Below are 17,085 nucleotides of genomic sequence, written 5' to 3' on the forward strand. Positions count from 1 at the left end.
CGGATACGCGATATTATTCTGATATAACTTCAGCTTAACCTTGAAATTTTGGCACAATAAAAACCATGCGTCCGCATGGTTTTATCGTTTATTTTTTCGATTATAAGATCTAGAAGAAGGTTTTTTTCCTGTCCTTCTCCCTGTAATGTCAGGCTTCGTTTCAGCTGCTGTCCCCTCCGAATGTGTTGAAGGTTTTTGTTTTAATGAGTTAGAGGATTTTTTGCTCGTTATTTGTTTATCTTTGAACTCGTCTTTTTTCCTTTTCAGGGATTCCCGTTCCTTGCTATTTCCTTGTCGTTTAACTCCCTTTTTCTTAGCGGTTGTTTTTGATTTTAAAGAAATGGTATTCCCAAGGTTTTGCTTTTGAATCCGACTGTTCAGCTCTGCTTCAATTCCGTCCAGAAGGCTTCTTTCTTCAGATGAATATAGGGTATAAGCTAAGCCTGTTTCACCCGCTCTACCTGTTCTTCCAATTCTGTGAATGTAGGTTTCGGCATTTTCAGGCATGTCATAATTAAATACGTGAGTGACTCCCTCAATATCCAATCCCCTGGAAGCGACGTCAGTCGCAACTAACATTGGTACGTCGCCGGTTCTAAATTGCTCCATTACAATTTCACGTTTCTCTTGTGGGATATCCCCGTGGAGTTCAGCCACTTTGAACCCTTTTGATTTCAGGACTTGATATAATTTCGTGACCCGCCGTTTCGTTCTGCAAAAAACGATGGATTTACTTGGTTGAAATGCCTCTATTAATTGAATGACTGTGTCTTGCTTGGCCCTATCCACTGTATAAATGGCAAATTGATTAATGGAAGTGGATTTTTCAGCATCCGCCACCTCGATATATTGGGGAGTTTTCATATATTTGCGACCCAATTTTTTGATTTCAGCAGGAATTGTCGCAGAAAATAACATCGTTTGACGATTAGCCGGTGTTTTGCTTAAAATTTCTTCAACTTTATTTAGAAAACCTATCTGGAGAAGTTGATCTGCTTCATCAATGACCAAAAACATAAGATGAGATAGATCGAGATTCCCTTTTTTAAGATGATCCAATAGCCTCCCGGGAGTTCCAACCACAACATTTACATTATGTTCCAGTTCCTTGATTTCCTCCTCATGGCTTTTACCACCATAAACGGAGATAACGCTAAATCCTTTGTTTTTCGTTGTGAGCTTCCTTATTTCACTTGTTACCTGGATAGCCAGCTCACGTGTCGGGGTAATAATCAAACTCTGAATATGAGGGGTGGCAGATTTACTTTTCTCCAGAATGGGTAAAACGTAAGCAAAGGTTTTACCAGTCCCGGTTTGAGCCTTAGCCATGACATCTTTTCCCTCCAAAAGGGTCGGTATCACATTTTCTTGTATGAGTGTCGGTTCACTTATTCCATTAGTAGATAAGGTTTTCTGAAGACTTTTTGATAGTCCCAGTGATGCAAACGAGTTCAATGATCATTCCTACTTTCTTAATAACAGATTTGACTTGTCTACTAATAGTGAAGGTTTCGTGGTGAAAAAGCAAGAACAAAAAGGATCCCAAATTGGAATCCTTCATGCTAATCGTTATAAACCAGCACGGGTATTTATCAACCAAATAAAAACGCGATCACCTAATGATCATCGCGTTTTTATGTTCACTCAATATACTACTTCTTTATAACCTCATTTATTTCCTGAAAGATTTCTTCTCTAATCGTATTCACCATTGAAAAGTCCATGGCTCTTATATAGATGGATTCGAGTTGTTCACGAAGGCATTTAGCTTCTTTAAGATATGAGATTGCTTCTTTCATTTTATCCTTATAGGCTTTTGTCGTACGTTCTATATCGGCAGCATATTTTTCATCTGTCCCTTGAGTAATGCATCTTTCATACATATCGATGATTTCATCAGATTCGAGTTCCGGGAAATATTCATGTGGTGCAGTACTATCGAAAATAGCGATTCCTTTTTCTCTGATGATCAACATATCAAGACTATTCGGGTCAAATCCACAATGATAAACCTCTATATCATAGCCTAATTCCTCTCCAGCAGAAGCAATTTTCTTTAACATCGTCGACTTTCCAGATCCTGCGCGCCCTTTGATAAAGTAGCGCTTTTCGACATCCTCTGTTAAATTCTGAATGTAGTCAACTGCTCCATCAGGAGTCGCGGCACCTAAGAACCGATGTTTGACTGTAGAGGATTTAGAAAGGCTCTTATCTTCAAAGAAGAGTGAAATTAACTCATTTGTTAATTCATTCGCTTTTGTGAAGTCCATGTTGGAAATGTATATCTCTTCAATGTCATCATGAGCACTAAGTGATGCAGCAAAGGTATCGTATGCTCTCTGAAAGAATGAGGCAATTTTATCGTTTAAGCCAAGGATTTCCTCTTTGTGCGGCAAAAGTTTCTTTGAGTCCCATGCCGCTCCTATATTCACATATTCTTCAATAACACCGGGTGCTTTCGGTTCTATAATATGAGGAGCCGTCCCATCCACAATGCCGACCCCAAATTCAGGGAGGAGAACACCATCGATCGAGTGATTATCGGAAGCGCAATGTAAATATTCAACTTCTAATCCCTTTCCCTCAAACCGTTCTCCAACCGACTTCATCAATGAGGATTTACCTGTACCGGGACCACCCTTCAGGATATAAATTCGCTCTAATCCATCTAAAACCGATTCATATAGACTGTAAAAACCTTTAGCCGTATTTCCCCCAGCATAATAATGACGAACCTTTCCTTTCATGAAATCACCCTTTCACATCATATATTTAAACATATGATGTGGGGTCTAAATAGGTGAATACCCAAGTAAAGCGTAAAAAAGCACTTCCACGAATGGAAATGCTTTTTATGTATAGCCGTGAATCAATCGTCTCCGTTTAGAAAGTCTCCGATTCCACCAAGTAAACTACCCTCACCAGTCGAACGGCCTCCCCCCTGTGGAGCACTTGCATAAATTCTTTCAGCTAAGCGACTGAATGGAAGTGACTGAATCCAGACAGTTCCTGGTCCACGTACAGTGGCAAAAAACAAACCTTCTCCGCCAAGGAAGGCAGATTTGATTTTCCCTACATACTCGATATTGTAGTCCACATCTTTCGTCATGGCCACTAAGCAACCCGTATCTACCCGTAACATTTCGCCAGGTTGAAGTTCTTTTCTATAAATCGTCCCTCCAGCATGTAGAAAGGCTAATCCGTCGCCCTCAAGCTTCTGCATAATAAATCCTTCACCGCCGAAGAAGCCTGTTCCTAATTTCTTTTGAAAATCGATCCCAACAGAAACTCCCTTTGCTGCACATAGAAAGGAATCCTTTTGACATACAACTTTACCGCCTAATTCACTTAGATCAACCGGGATGATTTTTCCTGGATAAGGAGCAGCGAATGATACATGCTTTTTCCCCCTCCCCTCATTGGTGAATACGGTCATGAACAAGCTTTCACCCGTTAATACACGCTTCCCTGCACCAACAAGCTTTCCTAAAAACCCACCGGTCCCGCTGCCCTTGGAACCATCTCCAAAAATCGTTTCCATCTCTATGCCGTCTTCCATCATCATCATTCCACCAGCTTCGGCTACGGCACTTTCTCCTGGATCCAATTCTATTTCAACAAACTGCATATCATCCCCATGCAATTTATACTCGATTTCATGTGAATTCATTTATTATTCCTCCTTTTAAATTCAAGCATATTTACCTATTCTCCAAGACAGGTACATTTCCCTTCTCCCATTGATTTTTCACAATAATGAGATTTCAATCAAAAAACACCACGGTACGAATAGATTCGTACGTGGTGTCTTTCAGTTAAGTTTACGGTTTAGATATGTTCTTACCATAGAAGATTTCATCCATTTCCATTTTCACTTTATCTGTAATTTCATCCATTTCACTTTCATCCAGTTTATCTTTTGTATAGCCGAATAAATAGTTATTTAAATCAAATTCTTTCAACTTACATTTTGTATGAAATATATTCTGAGGATACACATTGACATCGATCATATCATATTCATCTTTGATTTCCTCTGGTATGTAATTCTGAATTGAATTAATATCATGATCGATAAATAATTTTCGTCCGTTGATATCACGTGTAAACCCTCTCACCCGATAATCCATCGTCATGATGTCTGTGTCGAAGGAGTGAATAAGATAATTCAATGCCTTAAGTGGAGAAATTTCCCCGCAAGTAGAGACATCGATATCTGCCCGGAAAGTAGAAATCCCTTCGTGAGGATGATACTCAGGATACGTATGAACCGTGATATGGCTCTTATCAAGGTGCATTGTAACTGTGGATGGTAATGGTCCGGGTGATTCATCAAAATGTTCCGTAGGCACTTCAACTATCGGTCCTTCAGAAACCAGGATTGTCACACTCGCTCCCTGTGGGACATAATCCTGCTTAGAAACGTTCAAGACGTGTGCGCCAATAATATCCGATACATGTGTCAGGATCTTTGTTAACCGATCAGCATTGTATTGTTCATCGATATATTCAATATACGCTTCACGTTCTTCACGGGTCTTAGTATAGCAAATATCGTACATATTAAAACTCAATGACTTCGTTAAGTTATTAAATTCATGTAGTTGAATTCGTTCTTCATGAGATAATTTCATAGTGAATTTCCCCTTATATGTAAGTTTGTCGTGCCTGCCTATGCTTTTATCTTACCCAGAGCCAACCATACTAAAACAGGTTCTTTTGATTGAAGATGGTTGAAAATGGGTACTAAACATAGTGAATAAGCATTTCCCTTTTTACTTATTTATAAATTTGGATACAATGGAAGATAGAATGGAGTGTTAGCGATTGAGACGATTGTTTTTACTTATTATAATAGTTGCTTTTGCCTATATATCAAAACCCGCATGGGAAGACAAAGTGGAAGCAACAGAATTCGATTCTGTGCTCACAAAAATTGAAGAAATAAAGAACAGTCCTAAAGTGAAGGACACCTTCAATCAACTTTACAACGAAGTAAACCTTCTGCTCATAAAATTGGACGAATCATTTAGAGATCTGGAAGATCCGTCTGATACAAAGGAAGAGACCCCTGTAGAAAAACCTGCTTTAACTGTACCAAGTGATCAAACCTTCTCTATCTATAATATTGTAATGGGAGATTCAAAAGATAAACTTGAACAGGAGCTGGGAGAGGCAAAGAGACAATCTACTAATGAATACGGAGTTTCCTGGAATGCATATCACGAAAACTACCGTAATTTCTTAATGATTTCTTATGATGAAAATAACCAGGTTAATGGCCTTTACACCAATCAAGACCTCCTTTCCTCCTCCTCGGGTATTGAAATGGGGGTATCCAAAGAGGTGGTTCAGAATGAACTCGGTGAACCACTCTCAAATATCCGAAAAGGCTTGACTCTATATCAGCTCCAAAACAATGGTGAACAGGAAGTCTATCAAGTGGATGGAAGCTACGTAACTGTGTTCTATGACAAGCATGAAAATGACACCGTCACGGCCATACAAATAATTGATGAAAGCCTGGAAGCAAATAAGAAGAATTTCTATTCAGAAGCGAGCCCCGAGTTGAAAGAAGGATTTGAATTCCAGCTTTTTGACCTCACAAATGCTACACGTGTTGAAAAAGGATTAAATGCTCTCTCCTGGGACGATCAAGTCAGGGACACTGCAAGAAAACATAGTCTCGACATGGCGGAACAGAACTATTTCAGTCATACCAATCTAGAAGGTGAATCTCCATTCGACCGAATGGAAGAAGATCAGGTAGCCTTTCGTGCCGCAGGAGAAAACTTAGCCTATGGACAATTAAGTTCCATCTTCGCCCATGAGGGACTGATGAACTCAAAAGGGCACAGGGAAAACATCCTTCAACCCCATTATGAGCATTTAGGTGTCGGAGTCGCATTCAACGGAAAAGCACAGCCGTATTTCACAGAGAACTTCTTCAGTAATTAATACAAAAATTCATAGCCACTAAAAAAAGCAAGTGAGGATCTCTCACTTGCTTTTTTGCTGAGTATTTTTTAGGGGTTATGATTTAGATGGAGGAACATCGCATCCATTTTCGTCACAAGCCATTCCGTCTGTTCCCAGTGGCTGAAGTGAAGCCGGTTGATTCTCCTCTTCCCATACTTTCTGGATGGAGCTTAATAATACGTCACTTGGCTGTGCACCTGAAATAGCGTATTTACGGTTGATCACAAAGAATGGGACACCCTGTACACCAATTTGTCTTGCTTCTTCTTCATCGGTACGTACATCCCGTGTGAATTCTTGACCATTCAATACAGCTAGTGACTCTTCTGCATCCAATCCCGCTTGTTCAGCTAATCCTACCAGCGTTTCCTTGTCACCGATATGCTTTGAAAGAGTAAAGTGAGCTTGTAACAGTAATTCAGTAAGCTCTGCTTCCTTTCCTTTCGTTTTCGCATATTTTGTCAGGCGGTGTGCATCGAATGTATTCGTCGGAATACTTGAATCAAAGCGGAAGTCCAGACCAACCGTTGCAGCTTGTTTCGTCATGCTGTCTGTCATGTTTTTTGCTTGGTCAAGAGAGGTTCCATACTTTTTCGAAAGAATTTCCTGAATGCTCATGTCTGTTTCCACAGGTGCATGTGGATCTAATTCAAAGCTCTTGAACATGACCTCGACTTGATCTCTTTCAGGGAATTTTTGGAGAGCTTCCTCTAAATGACGTTTCCCTATATAACAAAATGGACATACAAAATCTGACCAAATTTCAATTTTCATACATAACACCTCTGTTTACATTTTCAATTCTTATCTGATCGTACCATAAATCGCATGTTTCCACTTTAAAATTGCTCACGGCTTACGAATATGGAGGCTTCCTTCTCGTTCTTCTCTTCACTCTGGCTGTATGACACCTATCACAAATTGGAAACCCGAAGTTTGGAGGTAATTTCTTTCCGCATTGTTTACACGACTGACTCATACTTGTGACCTCTGTCCTGAGACTTTCGTATACTCCATCGGCGATTTCACTTCTAACCCGCTCCCAGTAATAGGCCTCTGTTTGTCTTCCCAAGCGATATAAGAATAAGAGATGCAGACCGACAGCCTTGTAGGATACCTCTTTTTGTTCCAGGTTTTTGTTATTTATAGGAGGATCGGGTAACTCTTCTCCGTTTACAATGGCGTACATGCACTCTAACCATTGCTCCGTTAACTGAGCTTCTTTTTTCGAAAAAGGAAGATGTAAGAATCCATACAGGTCATTTAACGTAAGCTTTGCCTCGATATCGGTTCCACGAATTAGTTCGTATAACTCCCTTTCTTCAAACAGGGTGGCTTTTTCCGTGCCGTAAGGACTTTTGAATTTCTCCCAAAAGTAGAAAAACGTATCAAGGTCATGGTAATAGCGTTGAAAACGTTCAAACACACCGCTTGTCGGTGCGATGGCAAAGGTTTCGAGAGATTGATCGGGCTGATCTAACAGAAGCTTCATTACTTTAATATCCTTTGTAAAAGCTACTTTCCCTTCATTGTACAGACCCTTTCTCCCAGCACGACCGGCAATCTGCTTTACTTCCTGTGATGTCAGCCTTCTCCTTCTCGTTCCGTCAAATTTATCGGTTTCCAGGAATACAATCCTTCGTATCGGTAAATTCAAGCCCATTCCGATTGCATCGGTTGCCACTATTATATTTGTCTTTCCATTAATGAATTGCATCATTTGTTTCTTTCTTGTTTCAGGAGGCATACTGCCGTAAATCATGCTGACCTTATGCCCATTATTTTGCAACCTTGATGCCGTATCCAAAACTTTTTTACGGGAAAAGCAAACGAGAGCATCTCCTTTTTTGGCATGCCGCAATTGGAATTCTTTCGATTCGACTTGCAAAGGAATTTCTCTTTTGTAATCATGGACTTCGATGTTTCCTTCACCCACTAATTCCATTAGCAGGTCCCGGACATTTTCACTTCCGATGATATGTACCTCTTTTGCCCTTGCTTTTGTAATAGCACGGTACCAGGAGAAACCTCTATCTTGATCGGCCAGCATCTGAGCCTCATCGATTACGATCACTTCATATTCGTCCTTTTCACGGAACATCTCTACCGTAGACGACACGTGCTTTGCCAATATAACTTCTTTTTCCTCTTCTCCTGTTTTCAGATTACAAGGTACTCCATCTGCGTTCAATGTATCAAATACCTCGAGGGCGAGGAGGCGGAGTGGAGCTAAATACATGCCGCTTTTCGCTTCTTTCATCCGGCTAATGGCATGATGGGTTTTCCCCGTATTCGTTTCACCGATATGGAGTGTATACTTGATATCCCCACGGAATGAAGGACTATACTCCCTTCCAAAAATATCTTCCATCATTCGCTGTTCTTCTTCCTGCTTCCTTTTCAACTCTGCTAACTCAGCAGCCTTTCTCTTCTCCCGCTTATGTTTATCACTTTCATACATGGAAAGGTGAATATTCTCATCAAAAGGAACTTCTACAAGCTGAAATAAGTCCACAACATACTCCTCTTGAATCCTGGTGAAAAAGGTCGACTTCAATGTAAGGAGAAAATGGTGACTAAGCCTGCTTAAACGTTCTTCCGATAAGGGCTGACCGAATACATCATCGTAATCCGACAATAATTCTTCAGGCATATGACAGAGGAGCGAGCGATATACAATTTGCTCTGAATAATAAAAGACGAAACGCTCATACGGATAGAAATAGGTTTCGTATTCCCATACGTGTCCATCCCAGTTTTCACTCTTCTTGTGAATGGAGCCTGTAAATTCCTTAAGGAAGTCAGATACTGTTGTAAAAGAATCACTAGTGAAGTTTCCTTCCTCTGCCAGTCTCTCTTCCAGCATATATGGTTCAGTATGACGATATTTTGTTTTTGATCCCAGATCTTGTACAAATTTTTTAGCAAATAAATAGCGTAACTCCACATACCAGTATAATTCAAACTCATCCATTTGCTTATTTATGAAGGAGAGGATTCCTTTTTGAATATCCTTTTGAAGGGCTGCTTGCTTTTTTTCTTCGTGCTGTTTAATATAGTTTTCTCTAACATGTTGATGGCGCCCCTTCCAATCGTTTGCTGAAGGTGGATGTTCCATTAACCAGTTTAAAATATGAAAAGGCTGAAAATCTCTTATCTCATTGCGAAATAACTTGTTAATCAGTTTCTTATCTGTCCCTTCGATATCATAACCTTTCTTTCTCAAGAAGGCTTTTTTATGGCTGCGAAGAACATCATTGGTTACTTTGTTAAGCCAGATATTTGTCCAGATATTGTGAAAGAAAGCACTTCTTTCTGTAACATAATCCTGAAATGAAGGACATTTCTCATGTTTCTCTAAGTAAAGTGTGATATCATCTTTTATTTTTCGTTTTGTTTCCTCTATGGCTTCTTCACGAAGTATTTCAAGGTTTTGCATGGTAAGACCCCTTTATATGTTTTACGCGTTATCCAATATGTACTTTATAGTGTATGTATTTCTTCTTTATCTAACAAATCTCTTGCTTACAAATAATTCATTATATCATACAAGCTGCACTTAAATGATGATAAAATTGTACAGAACCACGCAAGCCCCTTAGTCCAGGGCATGCATGTCATTATTTGCCTCTCTCAATCGTTTGCCCAACCGCTTCAGTTAGTTCCTTGGTAAGCTCCTGCACCATTTTATCAAATGTAGATTCAAGGATTTTAGCCAGGGAACTTGTGGATTCGATCTTTAGACAACCCGTCATAGCCGTGATGGAAGAGTTTATTTCATCAGCCTTAAAAAAACCTTTACCTGTAAACTTTTGATTGATCCCCGTTAATATGAACTTAACTTCGGATGGTTCCTTCCATTCTATAACCAGTACCTTTACATGCACCTTTTTGCTCATCACTCCAACACGCAGGGTGAATTTCCAAGTCGATTGAACGTCAGAAACAATGGTATGTTCTTTGTATCCAGGAACAAGAGGCGCCCAGGCATTCATATCACGAATGAATTCCCATACATGTGTGCGTGATGCATGAACGTTAACATGATGAATTCCTATTCCCATGAAAGTCCCCCTTTCCTTTTAATTGAGAGGTCCGTGAATAGTATGTATGGTAAGTGGCTATTATGCCTTATGGGACTTATAAAAAAGAAGCTTCACAAGGAAGCCTCCTATTTCATGTTATTCACGATCTCGAGAACTTCATGGAGCTCTTTGATTTCATAATCAGGAATGATATCATGAGGTTTTTGTTGACGGCGATTAATCCAAACCGTTGTGATACCGAGATTTGAAGCCCCGAGAATGTCTGTATTTAAATTATCTCCCACCATGATCACTTCGTCCTTTTGAAGCCTAAGCCTCTCTAGTGCATGAAGGAACATCGCTGAATCCGGTTTCCCTTTTCCGATATCTCCTGAGATGATAATTTCTTCAAAATAAGGTACGAGTTCAGGAGTGTTATCAAGTTTTGTATTCTGTAAATGGGGAGATCCATTCGTTAATAACAACAGTTGAAAGTTCTCCTTCACTTCATTTAGTACACGAAAAGTATCTTCATACACAAAAGGTCTCTCTTTTCTTTCCATGCGAAATCTTTCTGATAATTCCTCCCCAAGATATTCGTCCTTGATGCCTAAAGACTCTAATCCTGACGTCCAGGCCTTTTTGCGGTAAGTTGGAACGATTTCTTTCATCTTATGGAAGCCTTCATCATGTTCATCCAGAAAGTCTCCCCAAAGTCCTTCAAAAGGGTTAATACCAATATTTTGTGTGAATTCATATGTATCATAGGTTGAATACAACTTAGTCGCGGCTTCTCTTACAGTATGCTCTAAATCTTGGGGATCCACCCCCACCCTCGCCTGGGCATAACGGCAAGTTGCTTTAAACGCCTCCTCTATACTTTTGGAGTCCCATAATAATGTGTCATCCAAGTCAAACATGATAGCTTTAATCATCTTCTTCTCCCCCTTTTTCGTTTAAGCCTGAACTTATATTTTAGATTACTAGCTATACGGGAATTAGTAAACCAGGAAGAGAAATAAATTTCTTCACGTTATTTTCAACGTTTTTAGGGAATATAACTAAAAACAACGTATATTGAGGTGATTTTTACATGTGGATTGTATATGCAAGTATAGCGTTAATTGTGGTTGCTATAGTCATGTTGGGTGTCGCGTTAATGAAAACAATGAAGACGACCAGGCCCATTATTAATAAAATGAATCAAACGGTGGCGAACATTCAAACCAGAATGGACAAAATTTCTTCTGAAGCAAACCTGCTACAAGAAACACAAGGGGAGATTCAGGGAGACATCGAATACAAAAAGACGACCATTACCAACACCGTTCAAGAAGTCAAACGCACACCAGAAGTATTGAAAGGATTTTTAACCAGCTTGAAGAAATAAATAAGTCACCTTACTCTTTAGTGAGGTGACTTATTTATATGTAAAATCAGTTTACATAATATAATTAAAGTTCACTCCCTACTTCTCACCCTGAGTTTATACATGATACAATCGATGGGACTAGTAAAGAGGAGGAGATGGTATGAAAAATTGGGCATTTGTTTCTGACTTTGATGGTACGATCTCTAAAAAGGATTTTTATCATCTTGTACTGGAGAAATACTTTGAAGAGGGACAAGCTTTATACAAACAATGGAAGTCTGGAGAAATAAAAGACATCGACTTTTTGCGTCAGGTTTTCACGTCCATACATCAAGAAGAAAGGCAGATCATTGAAGATATACATTCTCTGGAGATTGATGAACACGTTCCTTCCTTCATCCGCAAAGTACAGGCACAAGGAGGGGACTTTTATATATTAAGCGCAGGGACAGATTACTATATTCATCATATTCTTGGGCAGTACGGAATTAGAGGCGTTGAGGTATACTCAAATGAAGGATACTATAAAGATAAGAATGTACATTTAAATATTGATCCTGAACATCCACATCACTCCGAAAGATATGGAATCGACAAATCAAAAGTTCTTACTGACCTCAAAAAAGAGTATGAAACCATATATTTTGCAGGTGATAGTGAACCAGATAGTCATCCTGCAAAAGTGGCAAACGTCACTTTTGCCATGAAAGCACTACAGGATATCCTGAAAGAAAACAATACCCCACATATTGAAGTGGATAGTTTTAATGACATTGAGCAACATCTCATACGTATTGGTGTGCTGCGCTAAATCTTTTTGCTTATCCTGCCCTTGCGTGATACAATGATCTTGCCTCTCCCGAACATTCGCTTGTTGCGGGACACTTAACCATGTACGGACGGGAGGGGCCACGCTAAAAAACCTTCAGACTGAATTTCCTTTAGGAATTCGGTCTTTTTTATTGGCTTTTCTTCATAATAAATATAAAAAAGCCAGCCCCCGATTGGGAACTGGCTTGAGATACTAATGTAAGGAGCCACATTTGCCGTAATTTGATATAAGAAAGTTTTAAACCACCACTCCTCAAAGTGGGTGTTTGCAGAAGGTTTCCTGTCGTCCTCAAATCGTGGAGGCTTGACATTCCAACTTCGATGTAAAACTCCCTATTACAGTTTAAAGGTTAAAACTTCGTTATGATTACGTACAACGCAGCCTGTATTAGTATAATACATCATCATGAATAGTATTTCAACTATTGTTTTTCTTTACCATCAATAGATATTAGCTAACAAAAGAATCGGACCAAGGTCCGTCCTTCTTTCATTACGCGTCGTATACTTCCATTTTCTCCATAACGTCACCGTTTTTCATTGATTTAGCGATGTCGATTCCTGAAGTCACTTTTCCGAAGACGGTATGAACGCCGTTCAGGTGAGGCTGTGGTTCGTGAACGATGAAGAACTGACTTCCTCCCGTATCTTTACCTGCATGGGCCATGGATAATGAACCTTCTTCATGCTTATGTGGATTTCCTTCTGTTTCACATTTGATTGTGTAACCAGGGCCACCCATACCATTCCCATTAGGGCATCCGCCTTGGCTTACGAAACCAGGGATGACACGGTGGAAGCTTAAACCGTTGTAGAAACCTTCATTTGCTAATTTTTCGAAATTTGCCACTGTTCCTGGTGCTTCATTTGGAAATAGATCAAATTCGATTTTTTCACCTGTCTGAAATTGTATGTATCCTTTTTTCGCCATTATTAACAGCTCCTTTTTTATAATAGGTCAATCAATATAATATCATTGAACAATTCTAATGTCACTTTAAAGGTCCGTTTTCAATAGGAAAACAATTCGTTGAACGTACCACTTCAATTATTTTCACCGTTTTTTCCTGCTGTTTTCACTTTCCCTTAAATCTTCGGGTACAGGTTGTCATGAAACACCATCCTGTTCGAATAAGCTTTAATAGAAGTCATTTTTCTTTTAGGGAGTGAAACATATGATCGAAAATTTATTAAGTGGTATTTCAATCGATCCCCAAGTCACTGTACTCGTTCCAGTGCTATGGGTTTTAGGGTATGCATTGAAGCGGACTCCTCATATTCCGGATTGGTTGATTATTTGGATCTTGTTACTCGCAGGGGTTGCTGCCAGCGGCTGGACTTTGGGGTTTGATTTCAATGGTATTGCCAATGGATTCATCGCAACGGGTGCAGCGATTACGACCCATCAATCTGTGAAACAGACGTTTTTCGCACGGGTGAATGATCGAAATAAAAGAGAAAAAAAGAAATAGGGACGAAAAAGGACTGGTCCACATGAAACTAAAATTACAGTTTCTCATGGCGCCAGTCCTTTTAATGGTGCATTTATTTTGCTAATACTTCAATGAATTCTCTCATATAGTCTGGTAAATCAGGTGGTCTGCGGCTTGAAACAATATGACCATCTGTGACGACAGATTCATTTACCCAGGTTGCCCCTGCATTTTCCATGTCATCTTTTATTCCCGGTGTGCTGGTGACTTTTACACCTTGAAGAATTTTGGCTGAAATCAAAACCCAACCTGCATGACAGATTTGACCGATCGGCTTCTTACTCTTATCCATGGTTTGAACCATAGAAATCACATCTTCATAGCGACGCAACTTATCAGGTGACCATCCACCCGGTACGAGGATGGCATCATAGTCTTCCGGATTGATATCTTTAAACGCGTATTCTGAAACAATCGGAACCCCGTATTTCCCGATGTATTCTTGATTTGCATTTTCACCGACAATATGTACAACTGCCCCTTCTTCACGCAATCGTAAAACAGGATACCATAGTTCAAGATCTTCAAAATCTGCACTTACTAATTGAATGACTTTTTTACCCGTTAGCTTCAACAGGATCCCTCCTCACTTATCTTCACTATCATTGTCTAAGTTATGTAAAGATATTGCAAACAATAAATCTTAGTTATACGGACTATACTTCTTAATTGCCTGAATGATTGTTTTCGTTTGGAAATAGGATACAAGGAAGGCAACTAAGGTCATGATAGAACCAAACGTGTATAGAAGTTTCGAAAATTGCTTGAACGAATTTTTTTTCAAAAGAATCACCTTACCTTCAAATTTGTAACAACACCCTCCTATTATTCCCATTTATAAAAGAAGTATGATATAGAAAGGAACCTACTATCCAATCATATAAAGTCATGATAAGGCATATGTTGATAGTACTTTTTCTGAAAGGAGTGAGCCGATGAATAACCGCCACTATTCATTTAATCCTGAAATGAGAAGTGAAGAATGTTCCATACCGTTTTGTGCCCAAACCAATGATCCAGCCCCTCTCTTTGTTGCTGAGGCATATGATAACGCCCAAAAGAAAATAAACACCGTTAACTTAGAATCGTTCAGGGGTAAATGGGTTATTTTGTTTTTTTATTCCAGTGATTTCACCTTTGTTTGACCTACCGAACTGGCAGCGGTCGCTGCTATTTATCCTAAATTTCAAGCATTACAAACTGAAGTTTTTGGAATAAGTACGGACAGTGTGTACTCTCACAAAGTGTTTACTGAAGTATCCCCATCTGCTTCTAAAGTGCAATTTCCGTTAGTGAGTGATCGAAACCATCAAATAAGCAGATCTTATCGTGTATTAAATGAGCGTGCAGGAGCTACGTTCAGAGCTACGATTATCATAGACCCTGAAGGAATGATAACGTCAAAAATGATATACCCGCCTGAAGTTGGTCGGAATACCTATGAAATATTGAGAATGCTGGAAGGTATTCAATATGGAAGAAAAACGGGAGCAGGCGTTCCTGCAAATTGGCTGCCGAATCAATCGGGGATTCAGAAAGATCCTGACTTCATTGGAAAAATATAAAAGACGGCTCCACTGATTGTTCAATGGGCCGTTTTTTATTTTAATTCTCCAACAGTTTGATAAGAGCTTGAGTGCCGCTGTTTTCTTCACCATTATGAGCCAATTCTTCATATAATGAGAGGGCTAACTCTAACCCCGGTGTTTTGATTTCCATCTCCCTGGATGATTCCAGGGCAATCTTAAGATCTTTGATAAAGTGCTTTACATAAAAGCCGGGAGCATAGTCCTCATCAATCATTCGTGGAACGAGATTGCTAAGGGACCAGCTGCCTGCCGCTCCCGAAGTGATACTCTTAAGCACATTATCTGGATTCAAACCTGATTTCTTCGCATAAAGAAGGGCTTCACTTACTCCCATCATGTTAGAGGCAATCGTGATTTGGTTACACATCTTCGTATGCTGTCCCGCTCCTGCCTTCCCCTGATACACAACATTTGAACCTAAAAGGTCTAAAAGTGGCCTTGCGGTTTCGAATGATTCCTCGCCTCCCCCTGCCATGATAGAAAGCCTCGCTTCTTTGGCTCCGATATCTCCACCTGAAACGGGGGCATCCAATGTGGACACTCCTTTGCCCTTGCCTACTTCAAAGATTCTCTCTGCTAATTTTGGAGATGAAGTAGTCATATCAATTGCTAGTGAATCACGTTTTAAGTGATGAAGAATTCCATTTTCACCGAGGTAAATTTCTTCTACGTCTTTAGGATATCCTACGATCGTAATGACTGCATCCGAAATTTCAGCCACTTGCCTTGGTGTGTCTGCCCATTTTGCACCTCTATTGATGAGGTGCAATGCTTTATCTTTCGTACGATTGAATATGACCACCTGGTAACCGGCCTCGAGCAGATGACCAGCCATGCTTTGCCCCATTACACCTGTTCCAATAAATCCAATGACACTTTGTTTGGTAATTTCCTTCATTGACTACATCCTCCCTTGCTTTACATCTATGTATATTTTTAACTAGAACTCTATAATTGTCCACTCCTGTATTTAATTGAATCTATCTCTAATGTTTAAATTCATGTATGCCGGGAAAATAAAGAACATACTACACAAACTATATAATTCCTGAAGGAGGAAGAATAAAATGAGAGTAAATAAAACCTTACTTGTTGGTGCGACGGTTACGGCTGGTTCATTAGGATGGATCTTATCATCGAAGGAGAAACGTAATCAGCTGCACAATGTTAAAGAAGGATTGGTAACGAAATTCAAAAAGAGAAGAAAAGAAGACCTACCTGTTGAAAAAGGTGGAAATCCAGACCCTGCAAATATTGAAGACAATTCCATGGTGAGTGAAGGAGCCATGACATCGGTTCAATATTACAATGAAAAAAAACAAGATTAAAAAAGCTGAACGGGTGGGTTTAACCCCCTCGTTCAGCTTTTTCAATTCAGCATAAAAAAATATACGGTTACAAATATAAGGACAACGGTTGCTACAATCGCCATCATCTTGATGAAGGCATCTGCAGATACAAATGTTTGTGTATTTATATGTCGCCTCGTTCGGTAGTAGTTAACGGTCGATCCAATAATGATTATTAACCCGATAATGATGGAGACTGCACTGATGGAGACGGCGATTCGATCTTGGACGGCATCTCCTTGAAGCGAGTTATAATGCAAGCTTGTTGTGAGGAAACCAATCCCGATAATAGCGATCGCTGTTCGAATCCATGCCAGGAATGTTCGTTCGTTTGCTAAGTGCTGCTGAATATATTTTGATTCATTTGTTCCGTTCATGCATGGCCACTTCCCTGGTTCTTCCTTTTACATGCAATCATCCTCATTGAGGTGATTGCATTATTTAACT

General features: G+C 39.7%; 18 protein-coding genes and 1 other RNA gene. 6 read left to right on the top strand and 13 right to left on the bottom strand.

All coding sequences use genetic code 11. The annotated features are described in order from the left end of the window. Positions 1-81 precede the first annotated feature (81 nt). From RSX31_RS05035 to speD, 4 genes are all read right to left on the bottom strand, one after another. Positions 82-1,455 carry a DEAD/DEAH box helicase gene (locus RSX31_RS05035; protein WP_315633661.1) on the bottom strand — a complete coding sequence of 458 codons (1,374 nt, stop codon included), beginning with the start codon at positions 1,453-1,455 and terminating at the stop codon, positions 82-84. Between the two features lie 197 nt (positions 1,456-1,652). Further along, a complete protein-coding gene (locus tag RSX31_RS05040) occupies positions 1,653-2,747 on the bottom strand; it encodes a PRK06851 family protein (RefSeq protein ID WP_315633663.1) in 1,095 nt (364 codons plus the stop codon). A gap of 122 nt (positions 2,748-2,869) precedes the next feature. Then, positions 2,870-3,670, bottom strand: coding sequence for a TIGR00266 family protein (locus RSX31_RS05045; protein WP_148968901.1), 801 nt, complete (start codon positions 3,668-3,670; stop codon positions 2,870-2,872). 151 nt (positions 3,671-3,821) lie between these two features. Next, the gene (gene speD / locus RSX31_RS05050; protein WP_148993965.1) at positions 3,822-4,634 is read right to left on the bottom strand and encodes an adenosylmethionine decarboxylase; all 813 of its coding nucleotides are present in this window, start codon (positions 4,632-4,634) and stop codon (positions 3,822-3,824) included. 193 nt (positions 4,635-4,827) lie between these two features. Here speD and RSX31_RS05055 point away from each other — a divergent pair, with 193 nt between their 5' ends. Continuing rightward, positions 4,828-5,958: a CAP domain-containing protein gene (locus RSX31_RS05055; RefSeq protein WP_315633666.1), complete on the top strand. Its 1,131-nt coding sequence runs from the start codon at positions 4,828-4,830 to the stop codon at positions 5,956-5,958. Between the two features lie 75 nt (positions 5,959-6,033). On the opposite strand, the gene RSX31_RS05060 is transcribed toward RSX31_RS05055, so the two are convergent. The 4 genes from RSX31_RS05060 to RSX31_RS05075 all read right to left on the bottom strand — a co-directional run bounded on the left by RSX31_RS05060 (position 6,034) and on the right by RSX31_RS05075 (position 10,939). Next, complete coding sequence (locus tag RSX31_RS05060; protein WP_148993967.1) at positions 6,034-6,753, bottom strand: DsbA family oxidoreductase; 720 nt, start codon at positions 6,751-6,753, stop codon at positions 6,034-6,036. Between the two features lie 82 nt (positions 6,754-6,835). Beyond that, positions 6,836-9,418, bottom strand: coding sequence for a helicase-related protein (locus RSX31_RS05065; protein ID WP_315633668.1), 2,583 nt, complete (start codon positions 9,416-9,418; stop codon positions 6,836-6,838). A 181-nt stretch (positions 9,419-9,599) separates the two neighbouring features. Further along, positions 9,600-10,043, bottom strand: a complete 444-nt coding sequence (locus RSX31_RS05070) for a CoxG family protein (protein ID WP_315633670.1) — start codon at positions 10,041-10,043, stop codon at positions 9,600-9,602. Between the two features lie 107 nt (positions 10,044-10,150). After that, on the bottom strand, positions 10,151-10,939 hold the full coding sequence (locus RSX31_RS05075) for an HAD family hydrolase (protein ID WP_148993970.1): 789 nt from the start codon (positions 10,937-10,939) through the stop codon (positions 10,151-10,153). Between the two features lie 158 nt (positions 10,940-11,097). Here RSX31_RS05075 and RSX31_RS05080 point away from each other — a divergent pair, with 158 nt between their 5' ends. Continuing rightward, complete coding sequence (locus RSX31_RS05080; protein WP_148993971.1) at positions 11,098-11,394, top strand: DUF948 domain-containing protein; 297 nt, start codon at positions 11,098-11,100, stop codon at positions 11,392-11,394. 142 nt (positions 11,395-11,536) lie between these two features. Then, on the top strand, positions 11,537-12,187 hold the full coding sequence (locus RSX31_RS05085) for an MtnX-like HAD-IB family phosphatase (protein ID WP_148993972.1): 651 nt from the start codon (positions 11,537-11,539) through the stop codon (positions 12,185-12,187). 219 nt (positions 12,188-12,406) lie between these two features. Here the strand turns inward: RSX31_RS05085 and ssrS are convergent. Beyond that, a non-coding RNA gene (ssrS, locus tag RSX31_RS05090) (6S RNA) lies at positions 12,407-12,595 on the bottom strand. Between the two features lie 105 nt (positions 12,596-12,700). Continuing rightward, positions 12,701-13,138, bottom strand: coding sequence for a peptidylprolyl isomerase (locus RSX31_RS05095; protein WP_113967927.1), 438 nt, complete (start codon positions 13,136-13,138; stop codon positions 12,701-12,703). Positions 13,139-13,382: 244 nt separating this feature from the next. On the opposite strand from RSX31_RS05095, the gene RSX31_RS05100 reads away from it, so the two are divergent. Next, positions 13,383-13,679, top strand: coding sequence for a phage holin family protein (locus tag RSX31_RS05100; RefSeq protein WP_148968893.1), 297 nt, complete (start codon positions 13,383-13,385; stop codon positions 13,677-13,679). A 73-nt stretch (positions 13,680-13,752) separates the two neighbouring features. Here the strand turns inward: RSX31_RS05100 and RSX31_RS05105 are convergent, their stop codons facing one another. Next, positions 13,753-14,274 (bottom strand): type 1 glutamine amidotransferase domain-containing protein, encoded by a 522-nt coding sequence (locus RSX31_RS05105; RefSeq protein ID WP_148968892.1) that lies wholly within the window; start codon positions 14,272-14,274, stop codon positions 13,753-13,755. 394 nt (positions 14,275-14,668) lie between these two features. On the opposite strand from RSX31_RS05105, the gene RSX31_RS05110 reads away from it, so the two are divergent. Next, entirely contained in the window at positions 14,669-15,265 is a 597-nt protein-coding gene (locus tag RSX31_RS05110) for a peroxiredoxin (RefSeq protein ID WP_262371791.1), read from the top strand. Between the two features lie 40 nt (positions 15,266-15,305). On the opposite strand, the gene RSX31_RS05115 is transcribed toward RSX31_RS05110, so the two are convergent. After that, on the bottom strand, positions 15,306-16,187 hold the full coding sequence (locus RSX31_RS05115; RefSeq protein WP_148993974.1) for an NAD(P)-dependent oxidoreductase: 882 nt from the start codon (positions 16,185-16,187) through the stop codon (positions 15,306-15,308). Positions 16,188-16,356: 169 nt separating this feature from the next. Between RSX31_RS05115 and RSX31_RS05120 the strand changes: the two genes are divergently transcribed. Beyond that, positions 16,357-16,617, top strand: a complete 261-nt coding sequence (locus RSX31_RS05120) for a hypothetical protein (RefSeq protein ID WP_148968889.1) — start codon at positions 16,357-16,359, stop codon at positions 16,615-16,617. Positions 16,618-16,658: 41 nt separating this feature from the next. On the opposite strand, the gene RSX31_RS05125 is transcribed toward RSX31_RS05120, so the two are convergent. Continuing rightward, positions 16,659-17,015 carry a YidH family protein gene (locus RSX31_RS05125; RefSeq protein ID WP_148993975.1) on the bottom strand — a complete coding sequence of 119 codons (357 nt, stop codon included), beginning with the start codon at positions 17,013-17,015 and terminating at the stop codon, positions 16,659-16,661. Between the last annotated feature and the right edge of the window lie 70 nt (positions 17,016-17,085).

The sequence above is a fragment of the Rossellomorea yichunensis genome, from assembly GCF_032337515.1.
GTDB classification, from domain to species: domain Bacteria; phylum Bacillota; class Bacilli; order Bacillales; family Bacillaceae_B; genus Rossellomorea; species Rossellomorea yichunensis.

What these genes read in the sequence shown, in the direction of transcription:
- RSX31_RS05040 (WP_315633663.1), bottom strand. Translation starts at nt 2,747, where the DNA reads ATGAAAGGAAAGGTTCGTCATTATTATGCTGGGGGAAATACGGCTAAA.
- RSX31_RS05070 (WP_315633670.1), bottom strand. Translation starts at nt 10,043, where the DNA reads ATGGGAATAGGAATTCATCATGTTAACGTTCATGCATCACGCACACAT.
- RSX31_RS05095 (WP_113967927.1), bottom strand. Translation starts at nt 13,138, where the DNA reads ATGGCGAAAAAAGGATACATACAATTTCAGACAGGTGAAAAAATCGAA.
- RSX31_RS05060 (WP_148993967.1), bottom strand. Translation starts at nt 6,753, where the DNA reads ATGAAAATTGAAATTTGGTCAGATTTTGTATGTCCATTTTGTTATATA.
- RSX31_RS05115 (WP_148993974.1), bottom strand. Translation starts at nt 16,187, where the DNA reads ATGAAGGAAATTACCAAACAAAGTGTCATTGGATTTATTGGAACAGGT.
- RSX31_RS05125 (WP_148993975.1), bottom strand. Translation starts at nt 17,015, where the DNA reads ATGAACGGAACAAATGAATCAAAATATATTCAGCAGCACTTAGCAAAC.
- RSX31_RS05120 (WP_148968889.1), top strand. Translation starts at nt 16,357, where the DNA reads ATGAGAGTAAATAAAACCTTACTTGTTGGTGCGACGGTTACGGCTGGT.
- RSX31_RS05065 (WP_315633668.1), bottom strand. Translation starts at nt 9,418, where the DNA reads ATGCAAAACCTTGAAATACTTCGTGAAGAAGCCATAGAGGAAACAAAA.
- RSX31_RS05100 (WP_148968893.1), top strand. Translation starts at nt 13,383, where the DNA reads ATGATCGAAAATTTATTAAGTGGTATTTCAATCGATCCCCAAGTCACT.
- speD (WP_148993965.1), bottom strand. Translation starts at nt 4,634, where the DNA reads ATGAAATTATCTCATGAAGAACGAATTCAACTACATGAATTTAATAAC.
- RSX31_RS05085 (WP_148993972.1), top strand. Translation starts at nt 11,537, where the DNA reads ATGAAAAATTGGGCATTTGTTTCTGACTTTGATGGTACGATCTCTAAA.
- RSX31_RS05075 (WP_148993970.1), bottom strand. Translation starts at nt 10,939, where the DNA reads ATGATTAAAGCTATCATGTTTGACTTGGATGACACATTATTATGGGAC.
- RSX31_RS05080 (WP_148993971.1), top strand. Translation starts at nt 11,098, where the DNA reads ATGTGGATTGTATATGCAAGTATAGCGTTAATTGTGGTTGCTATAGTC.
- RSX31_RS05045 (WP_148968901.1), bottom strand. Translation starts at nt 3,670, where the DNA reads ATGAATTCACATGAAATCGAGTATAAATTGCATGGGGATGATATGCAG.